This is a genomic window from Streptomyces pseudovenezuelae (assembly GCF_001513955.1).
GTDB lineage: Bacteria > Actinomycetota > Actinomycetes > Streptomycetales > Streptomycetaceae > Streptomyces > Streptomyces pseudovenezuelae.
In genome coordinates, this window is record NZ_KQ948151.1 from 94,105 (window position 1) to 109,043 (window position 14,939).

General features: G+C 68.4%; 15 protein-coding genes and 2 pseudogenes. 9 read left to right on the forward strand and 8 right to left on the reverse strand.

Features of this window, described 5'->3' with window-relative positions; genetic code table 11:
• Positions 1-81: 81 nt before the first annotated feature.
• The 5 genes from AQI94_RS32195 to AQI94_RS32210 form a co-directional block, all read right to left on the reverse strand.
• Positions 82-738, reverse strand: coding sequence for a potassium channel family protein (locus AQI94_RS32195; protein WP_031057121.1), 657 nt, complete (start codon positions 736-738; stop codon positions 82-84).
• Positions 735-1,394 carry a potassium channel family protein gene (locus tag AQI94_RS32200; protein ID WP_031057123.1) on the reverse strand — a complete coding sequence of 220 codons (660 nt, stop codon included), beginning with the start codon at positions 1,392-1,394 and terminating at the stop codon, positions 735-737. The genes AQI94_RS32195 and AQI94_RS32200 overlap by 4 nt, the downstream gene beginning before the upstream one ends.
• A complete protein-coding gene (locus AQI94_RS32205) occupies positions 1,391-4,150 on the reverse strand; it encodes a cation-translocating P-type ATPase (RefSeq protein WP_225890335.1) in 2,760 nt (919 codons plus the stop codon). The genes AQI94_RS32200 and AQI94_RS32205 overlap by 4 nt, the downstream gene beginning before the upstream one ends.
• Positions 4,147-4,317: a hypothetical protein gene (locus AQI94_RS44800; RefSeq protein ID WP_158806408.1), complete on the reverse strand. Its 171-nt coding sequence runs from the start codon at positions 4,315-4,317 to the stop codon at positions 4,147-4,149. Before AQI94_RS44800 ends, AQI94_RS32205 begins: the two co-directional genes overlap by 4 nt.
• Positions 4,318-4,459: 142 nt before the next feature.
• The gene (locus AQI94_RS32210; protein WP_031057129.1) at positions 4,460-4,855 is read right to left on the reverse strand and encodes a YybH family protein; all 396 of its coding nucleotides are present in this window, start codon (positions 4,853-4,855) and stop codon (positions 4,460-4,462) included.
• Positions 4,856-5,261: 406 nt separating this feature from the next.
• On the opposite strand from AQI94_RS32210, the gene AQI94_RS32215 reads away from it, so the two are divergent.
• On the forward strand, positions 5,262-6,854 hold the full coding sequence (locus AQI94_RS32215) for an ISL3 family transposase (RefSeq protein ID WP_225890336.1): 1,593 nt from the start codon (positions 5,262-5,264) through the stop codon (positions 6,852-6,854).
• A gap of 119 nt (positions 6,855-6,973) precedes the next feature.
• The gene (locus AQI94_RS43380; RefSeq protein WP_031057135.1) at positions 6,974-7,423 is read left to right on the forward strand and encodes a hypothetical protein; all 450 of its coding nucleotides are present in this window, start codon (positions 6,974-6,976) and stop codon (positions 7,421-7,423) included.
• A 111-nt stretch (positions 7,424-7,534) separates the two neighbouring features.
• Here AQI94_RS43380 and AQI94_RS32225 read toward each other — a convergent pair whose 3' ends face one another.
• Positions 7,535-7,966 (reverse strand): DUF4259 domain-containing protein, encoded by a 432-nt coding sequence (locus AQI94_RS32225; protein WP_031057136.1) that lies wholly within the window; start codon positions 7,964-7,966, stop codon positions 7,535-7,537.
• A 57-nt stretch (positions 7,967-8,023) separates the two neighbouring features.
• A pseudogene (locus AQI94_RS32230) lies at positions 8,024-9,603 on the reverse strand (ISL3 family transposase).
• A 264-nt stretch (positions 9,604-9,867) separates the two neighbouring features.
• On the opposite strand from AQI94_RS32230, the gene AQI94_RS32235 reads away from it, so the two are divergent.
• Positions 9,868-10,122: an ATP-dependent DNA ligase gene (locus tag AQI94_RS32235; protein ID WP_031057138.1), complete on the forward strand. Its 255-nt coding sequence runs from the start codon at positions 9,868-9,870 to the stop codon at positions 10,120-10,122.
• A 276-nt stretch (positions 10,123-10,398) separates the two neighbouring features.
• Here the strand turns inward: AQI94_RS32235 and AQI94_RS32240 are convergent, their stop codons facing one another.
• Positions 10,399-11,013, reverse strand: coding sequence for a DUF6817 domain-containing protein (locus tag AQI94_RS32240; RefSeq protein WP_051832790.1), 615 nt, complete (start codon positions 11,011-11,013; stop codon positions 10,399-10,401).
• 179 nt (positions 11,014-11,192) lie between these two features.
• On the opposite strand from AQI94_RS32240, the gene AQI94_RS32245 reads away from it, so the two are divergent.
• The 6 genes and pseudogenes from AQI94_RS32245 (at position 11,193) to AQI94_RS32265 (ending at position 14,833) form a co-directional block, all read left to right on the forward strand.
• Entirely contained in the window at positions 11,193-12,098 is a 906-nt protein-coding gene (locus AQI94_RS32245; RefSeq protein WP_031057142.1) for a LysR family transcriptional regulator, read from the forward strand.
• 537 nt (positions 12,099-12,635) lie between these two features.
• A pseudogene (locus AQI94_RS45955) lies at positions 12,636-12,809 on the forward strand (NAD(P)-dependent oxidoreductase); the annotation flags it as partial.
• Positions 12,810-12,833: 24 nt separating this feature from the next.
• Positions 12,834-13,265: a hypothetical protein gene (locus AQI94_RS45960; RefSeq protein ID WP_225890338.1), complete on the forward strand. Its 432-nt coding sequence runs from the start codon at positions 12,834-12,836 to the stop codon at positions 13,263-13,265.
• Between the two features lie 33 nt (positions 13,266-13,298).
• Complete coding sequence (locus tag AQI94_RS45965) at positions 13,299-13,577, forward strand: UvrD-helicase domain-containing protein (RefSeq protein WP_051832794.1); 279 nt, start codon at positions 13,299-13,301, stop codon at positions 13,575-13,577.
• Between the two features lie 39 nt (positions 13,578-13,616).
• The gene (locus AQI94_RS32260; protein ID WP_225890339.1) at positions 13,617-14,024 is read left to right on the forward strand and encodes an STAS domain-containing protein; all 408 of its coding nucleotides are present in this window, start codon (positions 13,617-13,619) and stop codon (positions 14,022-14,024) included.
• 383 nt (positions 14,025-14,407) lie between these two features.
• Complete coding sequence (locus AQI94_RS32265; RefSeq protein WP_031057145.1) at positions 14,408-14,833, forward strand: MarR family winged helix-turn-helix transcriptional regulator; 426 nt, start codon at positions 14,408-14,410, stop codon at positions 14,831-14,833.
• Positions 14,834-14,939: the final 106 nt, after the last annotated feature.

A 14,939-nucleotide genomic window follows, 5' to 3' on the forward strand; every position in this document is an offset into this window, starting at 1 on the left:
CTTGCCGCTGCCCTACCCCACCGACGCGTGCAGCACCGGCCGGCCCCCTGCTCGCGAGCGCAGCGCGAGGGCCGTGGACCGTCACTGGAAGGCTGCGTGGATCTCCTGTTCGGTGGCGGCATGCGAGACGACGAGTAGCTCGTCGCCGGGCTGGAGCCGCATCTCGGATGTGGGGACGGTGGGTTGGCCGTCGCGGATTACGGTGGCGATCACCGTGCCGGTCGGCAGGGTGATCTCGGCGAGGGTGCTTCCCGCGGCACGGGACTGCGGTGTGATGGCGGTTTCGATGATGTCGACGCCGGCCTTGCTCAGGCGCAGCAGGGCGACGGTGTCCGTGGCGCCGGTGGCCTCCTCGATGAGGGAGATCAGCGGAGTGGCCGCAGGGACCGCGGTGTCGACCCCCCAGTTCTGGTCGAACAGCCAGGTGTTCTCGGAGTCGTTGACGCGTGCCGCGACACGGGGCACCTCGAACTGCCGCTTGGCGAGCAGACTGATGACGAGGTTGTCCTCGTCGTCGCCGGTGGCCGCGATGACGAGGTCTGCGGTGAGCACGCCCGCGTCCTCCAGGACGCCCGGTTCGCAAGCGTCTCCCGCCAGCAGGCGTACGGGCAGGCGGCCTTCGAGCTCGGCGACACGGTCGTCGTCGATGTCGACGAGGATGACGTCGTTGCGGGCCGCGGCGAGGACCTGGGCGATCTGGGTGCCCAGGCGCCCCGCACCGGCGATGAGAGCCTTCATGTCCCCAGCTCCTTGTCCAGAAAGCCGCGCAGGCGGCCGAGCGCGGTGTCCGCGACGGCGAAGGTGACCAGGTCGCCGGGCTCGGCGCGGGTGCTGTGGGCGGACACGAGCGAGCGGCCCGCGCGGGTGACCTCGACGACGCGGATCTCGCCGTCCACATCGAACTCGGCCAGCCGTCGCCCGCTTACATAGGCGGGCAGCTCGGAGCGGACCAGCAGGGTCTCGCCGTTGCCGAAAGTGAGCTCCGGTGTCAGGTGGCGGTGCAGGAGCATCTGGTGGATCTGGTGCACGGTCCAGCGGACGCTGGCAATGGTGGGGATGCCGAGGTCGCGGTAGATGTCGGCGCGACGCGGATCGTAGATGCGGGCGAGCACGACGGGGACCCGGTAGGTCTCCTTGGCCGTGCGGGCGCTGACGATGTTGCTGTTGTCGCCCGAGGTGGCGGCGACAAACGCGTCGGCGTGCTCGATCCCGGCGGCCTCCAGCACCGTACGGCTGTACGCGTTGCCCTGGTGGAAGCCGCCGGGGAAGCCGGTCGGCAACAGCCTGCGGGTCCTGGGTCGGCGGTCGATGAGCTGTACGTCGTGACCTTCGGCGACGAGCTGGACGGCGAGTGCGGATCCCACCCGCCCGCAGCCCGCGATGATCACTTTCATTGCGCTCCTTCCCTCCGGTCTGCGGGCCGATGGTGACGCAGCCACCCCTTGCGGGCTTCCTCGGCCGCCAGCAGCAATGCGCCCAAGCCGACGAGGACCGCCCACTCGGCGGCGGCCAGCGGGGCCGTGTTGAAGATGGTCTGCAGGAACGGCACGTAGCTGATGGCCGCCATCAGTGCGATGCCGAAGCAGCCGGCGACCAGCAGCCATGGATTGGACAGCAGGCCGATCCGGAACACGCTCTGCCGGTCGGTGCGCACGGCGAGCGCGTTGAAGAACTGGCTGACCACGATCCCGGCCTGGACCATGGTGATCGCCTCCCGATAGACGGTGTCGTTTTCGGTGAAGTCGGCGTACGGGATGCCGGAGGCGTGGATGTGCCAGAAGAACACGGCGCACACGCCGAAGGACTGGATGCCGCCGAGGAACAGGATCCGTCCCATCACGGCGGTGGAGAACAGCCGTTCGCGCCGGGAGCGCGGCGGGCGGTCCATGACGTCGGGCTCCGGTGGCTCGGCACCCAGTGCCAGGGCGGGCAGGACGTCGGAGCCGAGGTCGATCGCGAGGATCTGCACGGCGGTGATGGGGACCAGCGGGAATCCCGCGAAGGTGGCCACGAGGATCGGCGTGAGTTCGGCGATGTTGTGGCTGAAGAGGTAGATCAGGAACTTGCGGATGTTCTGGTAGACCGACCGGCCCAGCCGCACCGCAGTGGTGATGGAGGCGAAGGAGTCGTCCAGCAGCACCATGACGGCGGCCTCCCGGGCGACGTCCGTGCCGGAGACGCCCATGGCGACGCCGATGTCCGCGTGTTTGAGGGCGGGCGCGTCGTTGGCGCCGTCCCCGGTGACGGCGACGACCTCGCCCCGCCTCTGCAGGGCGGTGACCACCCGCATCTTGTGTTCAGGGCTGACCCGGCACAGCAGCAGTTCGCCCGACCCGGCGAGCAGTGCGTCCAGGGCGTCGTCGTCGAGCGTGTCCAGCCGGGTGCCGGTGACGACGGTGGGGTCGGGCTGCCGGACGATGCCGACGCGGCGGGCGACGGCTTCCGCAGTCAGCGGGTGATCGCCGGTGACCATGACGATGCGGATGCCCGCGTGCCGGCAGGCGTCGACGGCGTCCCTGACTTCCGGCCGGGGCGGGTCGAGCATGCCGACCAGGCCCAGGATGGTGAGATCCGATTCGGCCTCGTCCTGGGTGGGACGGCCGTCGGGGAGGCTGCGCGACGCCGCCGCCAGCACTCGTAGTCCCTGGGCGGCCAGTTCGTCGTTGGCGCTGATCACCGCCGCACGCAGTTCCTCGGTCAGTGGCCGTCGCTCGCCCTTCCATACGACGGCGCTGCAGCGGGCCAGCAGTTCCTGGGGCGCACCCTTGACGTATGCGTGGTGGCTGCCGTGCGGGTCGCGGTGCACGGTGCTCATCAGCTTGCGGGTCGAGTCGAAGGGGAACTCCGTCACGCGTGGCGTGGAGGCCTCTTCGGCTGTCAGGTCGAGACCGGCCTTGGCGGCGGCGACGAGGATGGCTCCCTCGGTGGTGTCGCCGAGGACGCGCCAGCCCTCGTGGTCCGACGGCGGGACCATCCGGGCGTCGCAGCACAGTGACGCCGCCCGGAGCAGTTCGCGCACCGGCTGCGAGTCGGTCACCTCACCGACCGGTGCGTAGCCCACTCCGGAGACAGGATGCCGGATGCCTCCCGCCCACACCTGCACCACGGTCATCTCGGCCTGGGTCAGAGTGCCGGTCTTGTCCGTGCACACGACGGTGGTGGAGCCGAGTGCCTCCACCGCCAGCAGTTTCTTGACCAGCGCATGGTGCCGGGCCATGCGCCGCACGCCGATCGCCAGCGACACGGACAGCGTCGCGGGCAGTCCCTCGGGCACGAGGGCGACCATCACACCGAGCGCGAAGACGAACGTGTCGACGAGGGGTTCGCCGGCGGGCAGCCGCACGGCGAACAGGAGCGCACCGATCGCCAGCGCCGCGCCCGCCACCCGGCGGGCCATCGAGGCGACCTGGTGCTGCAGCGGGGTCCTCTGGCGGGGCGCCGCGGACGCGAGCCGGAAGATCCGTCCGAACTCGGTCGCCGCGCCCGTCGCGAACACCACAGCCTTCGCAGAGCCAGCCACGACGTCAGTGCCCATGAACACGCAGTTACGGGCCTCCAGCACCGGCCCGGCCGCCACCGGCTGACGGGTGCGGCCGACGGCATCGCTCTCCCCCGTCAGTGCCGCGTTGTTGACCGAGACCTCGTGCGCCTCCACGAGACGGCAGTCCGCCGACACCGCGTCCCCGGCCTCCAGGACCACAACGTCTCCGGGGACCAGATCCCGAGCGGACAGCTCCTGCCGCTCCCCGCCGCGCAGCACCCGGCAGGTGTGGGGCACCATCGCTTGGAGCGACTCGGCGGTCCGCTCGGCGGAGTACTCCTGGACGAAGCCGATAGCCGCGTTCAGCAGCACCACGCAGAGGATCGCCACGGCAAGCTGCAGGGTGCCCGTGTCCCGGGGTTCCTGGAGCCCGTACGCCAGAAAGGTGATCGCGGACGCGACGAGCAGCAGGACCGCGAACAGGTCCGTGAACTGGCCGGCGAGGTCCCGCCACCAGCCTCTGCGTCGGGCCCGAGGAAGTTCGTTGGGCCCGTGCCGCTCCCGCCGTAAGGCCACCTCCGCGGGCGCCAGGCCGCGCGGCGAGGTGTCCAGGGCGGCGAAGACGTCCCGGGTGGGCAGGGTCTGCACCGCGGGGCTGCTCGTCGTCACGGCGTGACCTCACGTGCGGCCGTGGGCTCGGGCGTCGCGGCCGGGCGGCCCTGAAGGACGTCGAAGCGGTCGGCCATGTCCTCATCGTGGAGTCCGTCATTCCGGGCCGCAATCCCGGCACCCGGGATCACGTACGGTGCCCCCTGCGGCGCATACGCGGCGTTCATCCCCCAAGAGTCCCCGCCTCCCCGCCTCACGGCGCGGGCCGTACGGACCCGATACGGAGCCGTTCGGCCCTGCGGGCAGCGGAAGCTGCGGCCCGTCGCCGCAGCCTCGCGCGCGCCTGACGGATGAGCCTGGAACTGCCGGTCACGGCCCTTTGTCCCCATGGCGGTGGGCAACCCGCCACCACCCCTCCTCGCGGCGGTAGACCTGCGTCACCCTGAGCGTGTAGCTCGTGGGCTCGCCGTGGACGGACACGGCCGTGCGCTCGAAGCCGGCCGTCCAGGCCAGGTCGCCCACCACGTCGCACGCCCGCAGGTCGAACGCGTACGACGTGCAGGCGGAGAAGCTCTCCGCGAGGTGAGTGAAAAGCTCGTCGACCTCGCGTAGCCCGAAGGCGTTGCGCCATGCGCCGAGCACGCTCACCGGCTCCTCGCGGGACCACAGTGCCCTGCGCAGGTCCGCGTCGCCGTTGTGGATGGCCAGCTCCGCCGCGTACAGGTCGGATTCGACCCAGGCCAGGAAGTCGTCGCGCTCGCTCATGTCAGCATCAAAACGCCGCTCCGGACTGACCGCCTCCCAGCCCGGCAGGTGGGTGAGCCGCGACCGGCCCGTCCGGCGAGCCGGGGCGGGCCCATCCGGGCTTAGGAGCCGCGGTGGCCGCCGAGGGCTGAGCCGCCCCTACCGCGCCGATGCAGACAGCAGCCAGACCGTTCGAATTCCGAAGCCACATCGTTGCCTCCCGAAGTGGTGAACATCTGCTGTCGGTTCTCGGCTCTGGCACAGATCTTGGGGAGCGGTCGCGGAGCGTCACTGCGGCGTTCGATTGCAAGAACCCGGATCCGTGCGAGACCGCGTACGCCTCCCCGCCTTGCAGCAGAGAGTGACGCTCCGTCAGGTCTGTGCTTGACCTCTCCGGTGACCGCAGCGAGCGGTGACGGTGCTGGTCATGCAGGCCGACGCAACGTTCTGGGACTCGCTCGTGTTCGACGGAATCGACGGCGTGGAGGTCGAAGGGGTGACCGCCGCCTTCGGCACGGTCGATGTCACGGCGAGAGGCCGGGCAGCCAGGGCAGCATGTCCGGACTGCGGCCGCTCCTCGGCCCGAGTGCACGACTCCTACCAGCGCAGACTGAAGGATCTGCCGCTCGCTGAACAAAGCGTCGTGATCCATCTGACGGTCCGACGCTTCATCTGCAGCACGGACGACTGCCCGCGTCGTACGTTCGCCGAGTCGTTCGCTCAGTTGACCGCCCCGTACTCGCGCTTCACCACGCGGCTGGGCCGCGTCCTGGAGCGTGTCGGGCTCGCACTCGCCGGACCGGCCGGCGCCCGGCTGACTGCCCAACTGGGCTTCCAGGTGGGACGGATGACGCTTCTGCGTAGGGTCATGGCGTTGCCTGACCCGCAGCTCAGTACCCCGCGTGTGCTGGGTGTGGACGACTTCGCCACCCGGCGGGGGCAGACCTACTCCACCGTCTTGACCTACGGAGAGACCCATCGTGTGGTGGACGTGCTTCCACCGCGCGACTCCGGGCCGCTGGCCGCGTGGCTGGCCACTCATCCGGGTGTGGAGATCATCTGCCGGGACCAGGCGGGTGCCTATGCCGAGGGCGCGCGACTAGGCGCTCCCGCCGCGATCCAGGTCGCCGATCGGTTCCACCTGTGGCAGGGCGTCGGCCGAGCCGTGGAAACCTGCGTCGCAGCCCACCGCGAATGCCTGAACGGACCAACAGCGCCAATACGAAAGGACGTTGCGGCGTCGACGAACGACGACCCGGTGCGCGGCGGACCGGACCTTGATGGCCGGCGGGCCCAGCGCAAGAAGGCCGCGCACGCCCTGGTCCACGAACTGCTCGCCCAGGGCCACTCCCGCAGGGCAATCGCCCGGCATCTGGGCTGGGGGCTTAACACCGTGCTGCGCTACGCACGTGCTGCCACCTGGCAGGACACCCTCAGAGAAAACCGCCCCTGGCCAAGTCGTCTCGACCCCTACAAGCCCCATCTGGAACGGCGGTTCGCCGCGGGATGCACGAACGTCACCCGCCTGCATCGCGAATTGACCGCCGAGAACGCGCCCGTCACCTACCAGATGGTCCGCGCCTACATTGCCACTCTGCGCGCCGCACCGCCGCAGGCGCCACCACCGCCGCCGACCGTCAGGCGGGTCACCGGCTGGCTCACCCGTCGCCCCTCAACCCTGAGCGAAGACGAGCGCGCCGCGTTGAAGGACGTCCTGGCTCGCTGTCCAGAACTGGATGCCGCGGCCGAACATGTCCGCGGCTTCGGCGAGATCCTGGCTCACCGGCTGGGCGCCACGCTCCCCGCATGGATCGAAGCCGTCGATGCCAGCCAGCTGCCCGGCCTCACCAACTTTGCCCTACACCTGCTCCGAGACCTCGACGCGGTGACCGCCGGACTCACCCTGCACTGGAGCTCTGGCGGCACGGAAGGCGCCGTGAACCGCATCAAGAAGATCAAGAGGCAGCTCTACGGCCGTGCCGAATTCGGATTGCTCCGCAAGATGATCCTGCTCCAATAGTGTCGCGCCCAGACTCTGCAGCCCCCTGGCCACGTCAGCGAGTGTGGTGGGCTGAGAAGATCACCGCGAGGCCACAGATTCCGCCGACCGCGAAGGACAGGATGTCGGAGAGACCGCCCATGGACTGGGCCGAGGAGCGACTTCAACATGAGCTGAGTCATGGACAGCAGCCTCTCATCGAACTGGACTTGGACGAGGTGTGGCTCAGGTTCGCGCGTTTCGGCTCCCAGCGCTTCGACACCGCGAACACGCCGGACGCTGATGGCCTTCTCTTCCAGTACGGAACTCACGCCTTCGAGGGACCGCCCGTCTTCACGCTGGACATGGTCCGGCAGTTCGAGATCAACGACGCTTCCGGCGAGCATGATCATTACATCCAGCTCCACTGCGAACTTCGGTACGAGCCCGTCCCTCAACTTCGGGCGCTGGGACACTTCGAGACCTGGTTCTTCCACGACACGGACGACGAGCTCGACGCCTGGGCCGACAGCCTTGGCCGCCAGGAATTCTGGCCGATCGTCCGCAACTTTCACCCCCGGGAAATCCGGGTCTACCAAGAGCAGGTGTGATCACAGACGCGAAGCGACCTGCCTTGTGACGCTCCGTGACCGCTCCCCAAGATCTGGGCCAGAGCCCGGTTCTCGGGTTCTGGCACAGGTTCTGTGGAAGGTGACACAGCGTCACTGCTCGACATCGAACAGCGGGATGGACGGTGATGGCGGAGCGAGAACTGCGCGAAGGCGGTTGAGGTTGGCTCGCCACTGCTTCCAGTCTTCCGGGTCGACCCAGTTCGAGGCTGCTCCGGCCTGGTCGCTGATGATGCCGGCGAGAGCCTTGTCCGCGAGCGTCCGGAGATCGTCAGGGAAGGCGGGCATGGGTTCTTCAGGCCCGTAAGGTGTGTCGATTGGCTCGCCGCCAGGGCATTGCGCCGCAATCAGTGCGGCTGCGGCCACCGCTTCTTCTCCTTCGGTGAGCCAGCCCGTGGCGTCGACGGTGCGCGTCAGGACGCCACGGATCAGTGCCTCGCGGTCCTCGGGTTTCGCGTCGTCGAGATCGCCGGCGAAGTCCGCGGCCGAGTCGTTGTCGAAGGGGCCAGTGTCCCAGGTGCCCATGTTGATCTCCTCGTGTAGTTGCCGCCCGGATCTTCGCATCAGCCGCTGACATTTCGATCACTGTGCGAGCAGGACGCGCTTCCGCAGAAGGGCGAAGCCAGCACGCCCGAACATCTGGCGCTTGAGCATCTTGATCCGGTTGACATGGCCTTCGACTGCACCCGAGCTCCAGCGCAGGGTCAATCCGGCGATGACGGCGTCGAGGTCGCGATCGATGCCGACGGCGAGGGTGTGGAGACTGGGCAGGTCGTCCTGCCGGACGGCGTTTAGCCAGTCCGGGAGACGCTCGCCCTGGCGCTCGGTGAGCATCACCGCGAAGGAACGGACGTGCCGGGTGAGGGCGTCGAGCTCGGGGCAGTGGGTGCGGACAGCGTTGAGCTGGAGCCGTTCGGGCTCGGTGAGGACCTCCGGTCGCCTGAGGATCCATCCGGCGACCGTTCGGGGCGACGGTGGCCGGGCGGTCACCGGCCGCGGCGAGGTGCGCTTCTTGTGCAGGTAGGCACGGACGCGCTGGTAGCTGCCTTTGTAGCCGAGCGGCACGATCTCCTCCCACAGTCTCCAGGCGTTGGTGAAACCCTCGTTCCACCGGTCGTCCAGATAGGGCTTGTAGTCATCGAGGACTGAGGGCCGGTTCTGCCATTGGCCGGTGAACAGTTCTTCCGGGGCCGCTGCGTCGGCGAGCTGCTTGGCGGTCCGCCAGGTCATGCCGAGCTGACGCTGGATCGAGCGGCGGCTGTGCCCCGCCTCCAGCAGTGCGTGGACGGCAGCGTGCCGGGCCCGGGTACGGTCGGCGAACCGATGGCCGGTCGGCCAAGGAGAGCCGGACGGCGCTTCTTCCGGATCGGGCTCCGGCTTGAGTTCGGGGGCGGTCGGGATGAGAGTGCTGAGGCAGCGGCGGTGCTGGGCGACGGCCCGTTCGGCGGCTTCGCTCAGGTTGTGCCAGAGGTGCCACCGGTCCGCGACCTGGACAGCCTGCGGAGCGCCGGCGGCGGCGCCTTCGGCGAAGAACGGCGCCCGGTCCCGGCAGATGACCTCAACGCCTGGTCGTTCGGTGAGCCAAGCCGCGAGGCTGGACGCCTCCCGGTCGGGCAGCAGGTCAATTGGGCGGCGCGTTTCGATGTCGACCAGGACGGTGCCGTAATGGCGGCCCTTGCGGGTGGCGTACTCGTCGACACCGACCACACGTGGAGCGGCCACCCGGGGCTCGGGAAGAGCGTCCACCAGCCGGAGCACCGTACTGCGGCTGACGGACACCCCGAGAACCCGGGCGATGCGAGCCCCGGCCCGGCCAGCGAGGGCCAGACCGACCGCGGCCAGGGTCGAGCGCAGCCGTTCGGTCCGCGAGTATCTGCTCGACGAAGGTACAACGTGCACAGCTCGAGTTCCCGCAGACGAACCGACGGACCCTCAGCTGGAGAACAACACTTCGGCCACCGCTCGGCACATAAGCGGGAAACCGCAGGTAGGGAACCATGAACCCGGTTCGACCAGACCCCGCAGACCGGGCATACGGCGCCGTCCGCGATGCATCGCGCATCAACACGCACTATCTCGATGTTCACGTCCACCGACAGCACCGCGACGTCCGCGATCGACGGGAATAACAGCTCCTTCAGCCGGAGCACGACCTCTTCCACGGTCCCGAACCGTCAGCCCAACCACGTTGCCCACGAACCATTTTCGGGCGACTTCACGTACGGCTCGAAGGTACCCGGCTGTCACTCAGAGTGGCCGCGCCACACAAGTTGAGCCAGAACCGGTTCTCGTGAACAAAGCCAACGGCCCGGAAGGCGTCGGCCCGCGGCCGGTGAGATACCGGGAGGAACGGCGTCACGGGGCATCCGACTCCGGCTTCCGCAGTGCGGGTTCCAGGCGCAGGGTCGCGGTGGAAGGGATCGCGCGTGACCTGGATACCGCCGGAGCCGATGCTGGCCACGCTGACCCCGTTGCCGCAGCTCAGGGCGGGATGGGCTGCGGAGCCCAAGTGGGACGGGTCCCGGGCCGTCGTGTCCGTCGGCCAGGGCCAGGTGGTGCTGTGGTCGCGGCGCGGCACGCAGATGGCTGTCGCGTTCCCGGAGGTGATCGCCGGGGCCGGGCGTTCTCTGGGGCTGTGGCGTTATCGAGTGGTTCATGTTGGTGCAGCTCAGCGCCATTGATGGGGAGTCTAGCCACCGCGACAGGTGTGGTGCTGTCGCCTGAAAGGGCTGTTGGGTGGCGATGAAGTTGACGAGGCTGTAGTGGAACCTGGGCGATGTCCCGGGCGGTAGTCGAGTGGGCAAGACGCTGTTCGGTAGGCCGACGGATTTGCCTGGCCAGGCGCTATTCGCTGTCTGGGATGCCGCCGCACGTGTGGGCCATGACGTTGTCGCCCTCGCCGTTGAGGCTGGCGTCCCGCGCAGCAGGACCAGGACGGCGTTCGGTGGTCCCTCGTCTCAGCGCTGGTCAGCCTTCCGTGCCGACTTGTTTGAACCGGCATCGTGGTTCGTCGGCTGGGAGGTAGGGGCGGCGAGTGCAGTGCGGCAGGCGAGCCAGGCGTCAGCACTCAGCAGCTTCTGGACTCTGGTGAACAGGGCGAGCAGTTGAGGGCCCCACATGTCGTGAACGGCGGAATCGGCGATGGCGAGATCAAGTTCGTTGGCCGCCGTCAGTTCGGTGAAGTCGTGGCGCGATTGAAGCTCTGGCACGTGGGAGAGGCCGGTGAACCGGTCGTGGAAGGCAGCGTTGGCCTGGTGGAGAGCCGGGTACGTTGCCTTCCGGTCGCATGAGGCGTAGAGGTACACGATGGCCTCGGCCTCGGCACCAATCACCGCGGCGAGGTCCCCGCGACGGTCCAGTGACAGCAGTGGTGTGGGGAAGCCGTCTGTGCCGTAGAACGCGTGGCACAGACCTGCGAGTTGGAGGGCCGGACGGGCCTGCCATGTCGCCAGCCGTGCCTGTACACGCTGGAGGTGGGTAAGGAGAGTGCCGCCGGGGTGGGTGATGCTTTCGGCGCCGAATTCACGCAGCAGGGTGACAGCCTGGTCAGTCGCGGGGGACAGAGCGGTCACGGTGTCCGTTTCCCTTCGGTATCGGGTGGTCGGCACCCGTACGGCGCCTTCGCCGGTCCGGATCCGTACGAAGGCACCGGACGGGTTGCCGCCTGGGCCCTGCGACGATCTTCTGCCGTCTCATCACCCCAGTCAATCCTGGGGATTACTCCACTAACCCTAGGTATAGCTTGGGTCTCATGACTCTGGATGACCTGCGTGTGTTCGTAGCTGTGTGTCGGGCAGGAAGCCTCAGTGCCGTGTCCCGTGAGCTGTCCTGCACCCAGTCCGCGGTGAGTCAGCACGTCAAGCGCCTGGAACGCGAAACGGGCATGAGCCTGCTGGAACGCCAGCCGCGCGGGGTTGTTCCCACAACGGCGGGGCGCATCCTGTGCGATGCCGCCGCCGATGGGATCGCCGGGCTGGATCTTGCGCTGCGCCGCCTGGGAGACCTCATGAACGGTGAAAGCGGTTCCGTGCGGATCACGACGGGCGGAACGACCGTCCGGCACTTCATGGCCGAAGCGATCGTCTCCTTCCGCCGGCGCTACCCGAAGGTGAGTTTGGAGTTTCAGACCGAGACCTCCAGCCGGGGATGCTTCGATGCCCTCCTGGCCAGTCACCTCGACCTTGCCTGGATCACCGTCGGCGCCCCAGTCCGCGGCATCGAGCAGCGTCCCGTCGCCGATCTGCCCTGGGTACTCGCCGTGCGGTCCGATGATCCGCTGGCGGCCCGATCGTCCATCGACGCCCCCGAACTGACAGGCATCCGCCTCATCCGACTGCCGTCGAACTCCACCTCAGGCGCCCATCTGGAGACCGTCTTCGCCGAACGGGGGATCCGGACTGGATCGGACACAAGCGTCGCGGACTGGGATACGGCCCTGCTCCTTGCCGAACTCGGCCTGGGCCACGCCGTCGTCCCCGCAGTACCGGGTCTGCCGACACCTGGTGACGCCAGCCCCTTGCGTCTGATCCCCATTCCGGCGCTGCCACGGCTGTCGGTCGGCTGGGCCGTGCGCCGCTGGGACGCCCTCTCCCCGCTCGCTCGCAGCTTTGCCGACGCGGTCGCTACAAGTTGCGCAAAGACGTACATCACGGCGTGAGCGCGAAGACCGAGCTTGGACTCTCTCAAAGCTCACCCACAGCCGTCACCCCTCGGGCCTTCGTCAGCAGGAGCAGGGCCGCAGGGGCAGCACGGGGGCCTTTCGCCGCCGGCTTCTGGATCGCATAGGGTTCGCATTCGCGGAGGGGATTTGTGGCCCGAATGCGAGTTCTGCTGCTGGACGCGGCTCCTGGGAAGCTGCTCGATCGTGAGCTGGAGTGCCTGCTTGGACACGGGCTGACCATCACGCTGAACCTCCGGCGCGTAGCCGACGCTGCGAGCGCGCTGGCTGCGTGGACCGGCCGTGTGGACTTCGCCGACTTCGATGCGGTCGAGGAGTCGGCACTGTTGGCCGAGATCATCCGCGCCGGGATCGGTTATCACGCGGTGAAGTCCCGGGCCGGCGTCCCATGTCGCGCTGCGTTCCTGGCAGCGGCGACCCATCCAGCACTGACCAACCAACTCCGGGTGATCGGGCGGGCCGGGGCGGGCACCCGACCACGTCGACCTTGCCGCCGCCGCCCGCCACGGCGTCACCGTCACCCACACCCCAGGCTCCAACGCGACCGCGGTTGCGGAGTTCGCCTTGGCCCAGTTGCTTGCTCTGACCCGGAACCTGTCAAAGCACAACGAGGCGGCGCGTCACGGGAGCTGGAGCGGACCGGCTGCCCCTGCGGTCGAGCTGTCGGAGTTGACCTGGGGCGTTCGATGACGCGTCGCCAGGGCCTGCCTGTACGTGGCCTTCAACAAACCGATCGCGCAGGAGGCCCGGGGCCGGTTCGGACCGAACGTGGAATGCCGTACGTCGCATTCGCTGGCCCGCCGTGCGGTAGGCCGCCACTTCCAGGATCGTCTCGATGCCTCTCGCCACATGCCGCTCAAGCGCACGGCGCAGTTGCTGGGGCTGGACCGGGACCTGGCGGTGGGCAAGCGGCGGTTGCGAGCGACGGCGCTGGCGCGCCCCGTCATGGAGATGGTCCGGCGTTTTTGCTACAGCACGGACGAACAGGTCGCGGCCCTCCATCTGGGACCGGTCAATGGGCTGGACGACCAGGGGGCTCAGTATCTGGCGGAGGTGCTGCTGAAGCGGGCGCGATGGGCGTGGGAGGACATCTGCTCGCCGGCCGGGCGGCTGCCGTTTCAGCACGACCACTACCTGAAGATGTAGGCGCTGACGCGGCCGAAGCTGCGGGCGGACTTCGTGCTGCTGGACGAGGCGCAGGACACCAACCCGGTTCTGGAGGAGATCTTTCTGGCGCAGGACGCGCAGCGGGTGTGTGTCGGGGATCCGGCGCAGCAGATCTACGAGTGGCGGCATGCCAAGGACATCATGAGCGGGTTGCCGGGCCAGCGGCTGGAGTTACGCAGTCATTCCGGTTCGGCCCGGCCATCGCGGAGGTGGCGAACCGGTGGTTGCGGCTATGGCCCGGCCTGGTCGGAAACCGCGGCCAACGCGTATGAACGTCACCGGGCGGGGTAGCCGGGCTGCTGCCGTGCAAAGCCCGTTCGAGGAGAAATTGTGAGCGAACCAGCAGGTCTGGGTGTCGAGGTGGCCGTGATCGGCTCCGACGCCGCGATCATCACCGTCTGCGGAGAGCTCGACGCTGACACCGGCCTCGCCCTTCAGCACCAGTTGGCCGGCCAGGTGGTGCACGGACGACGTCACCTGGTGCTGGACCTGGCTGAGGTGCCGTTCATGGACTCCTCCGGGCTGCGTGTCATCGTACGGACCGTCAACGACATGCGGAACGTCGACGGATCCGTGTCCCTCGCCGCGCCCACCCAGGTGGTGCGACGTGTGCTTGACCTGACCGGCGTCGGCATGAGCTGCCGGATATTCGACACCGCGGACGCGGCCTGTGAAGCCCTCCTTGGCCGGAAGGGCGAAGTGTCGGATCGCACGGTGTGCGACACGGCGGATCGATAGCGAATCCACCGCGACCAAGCCTGCGAGCAACTCCATCGCGGCGGATACACAAGGGTGTCCAAGCGTGGCCTCGAGGCGACGCAGGCCGGCGGCGCCCCGAGGGCATGTCTCTCTCTGGGCGTGCGCGGCATGTAGTTGGTTGGTTCGCCGTGGGCCTGACCGCCTCCCGGCCCGGCCGGTGGGTGAGTTGCAATTGGACTTCACCCCCGGGAAATCCGCGTCTACCAAGAGCAGGCGTGATCACAGCCGCCGGCGACCTGCCGCGCACGTCGCCGACGGGAGCAGGGCTCGACGATCAGCGCGAAGGCTCAGCAGGCCGCCGGATGCTGAGAGTTGTACGAAACAACCTTGACGGTTGCTTCGTACAACTCCAAGATGGGGTCATGGCAGCACGGGACGAACCTCTTGACGTGATCCATGAGGCGATCATCCTGTTCTCCCGCAATGCCAGGGTGCGGGCGAACAACACGTACGACGAACTCTCCTTCGTCGCGTACACGGTGCTGTCGTACGTGGACACCTTCCCCCAGCCGAGCGCCTCCGATCTGTCGGAGCGGTACGGCCTGGAGAAGTCCACCGTCAGCCGTCAGCTGTCCCGGCTGGAGGAGGACGGTCTGCTGCGCCGAGTGGCGCATCCGTCGCGCCCCAGAGCCAAGCTGCTGGGACTGACCGACACCGGTCGGGTCTGCCTGGCCCGCGTCAGGCGGCACCAGCGCGAAGGGCTGGAGGAACGGCTCCGCCGGTGGCCGGACGATGACGTCGAGACATTCAGCCGCCTGCTCCGGCGGTTCGTCACGGAAGTCGGCTGACATCCCGGTCGCGCCCCTCCGACGGACAGCAATCAGCGACTGCGACGAAAAGTCGAATGGAGACCCACATGCGACCAGGCCTGCAAGCCCGCCGCTTCACCCCGCG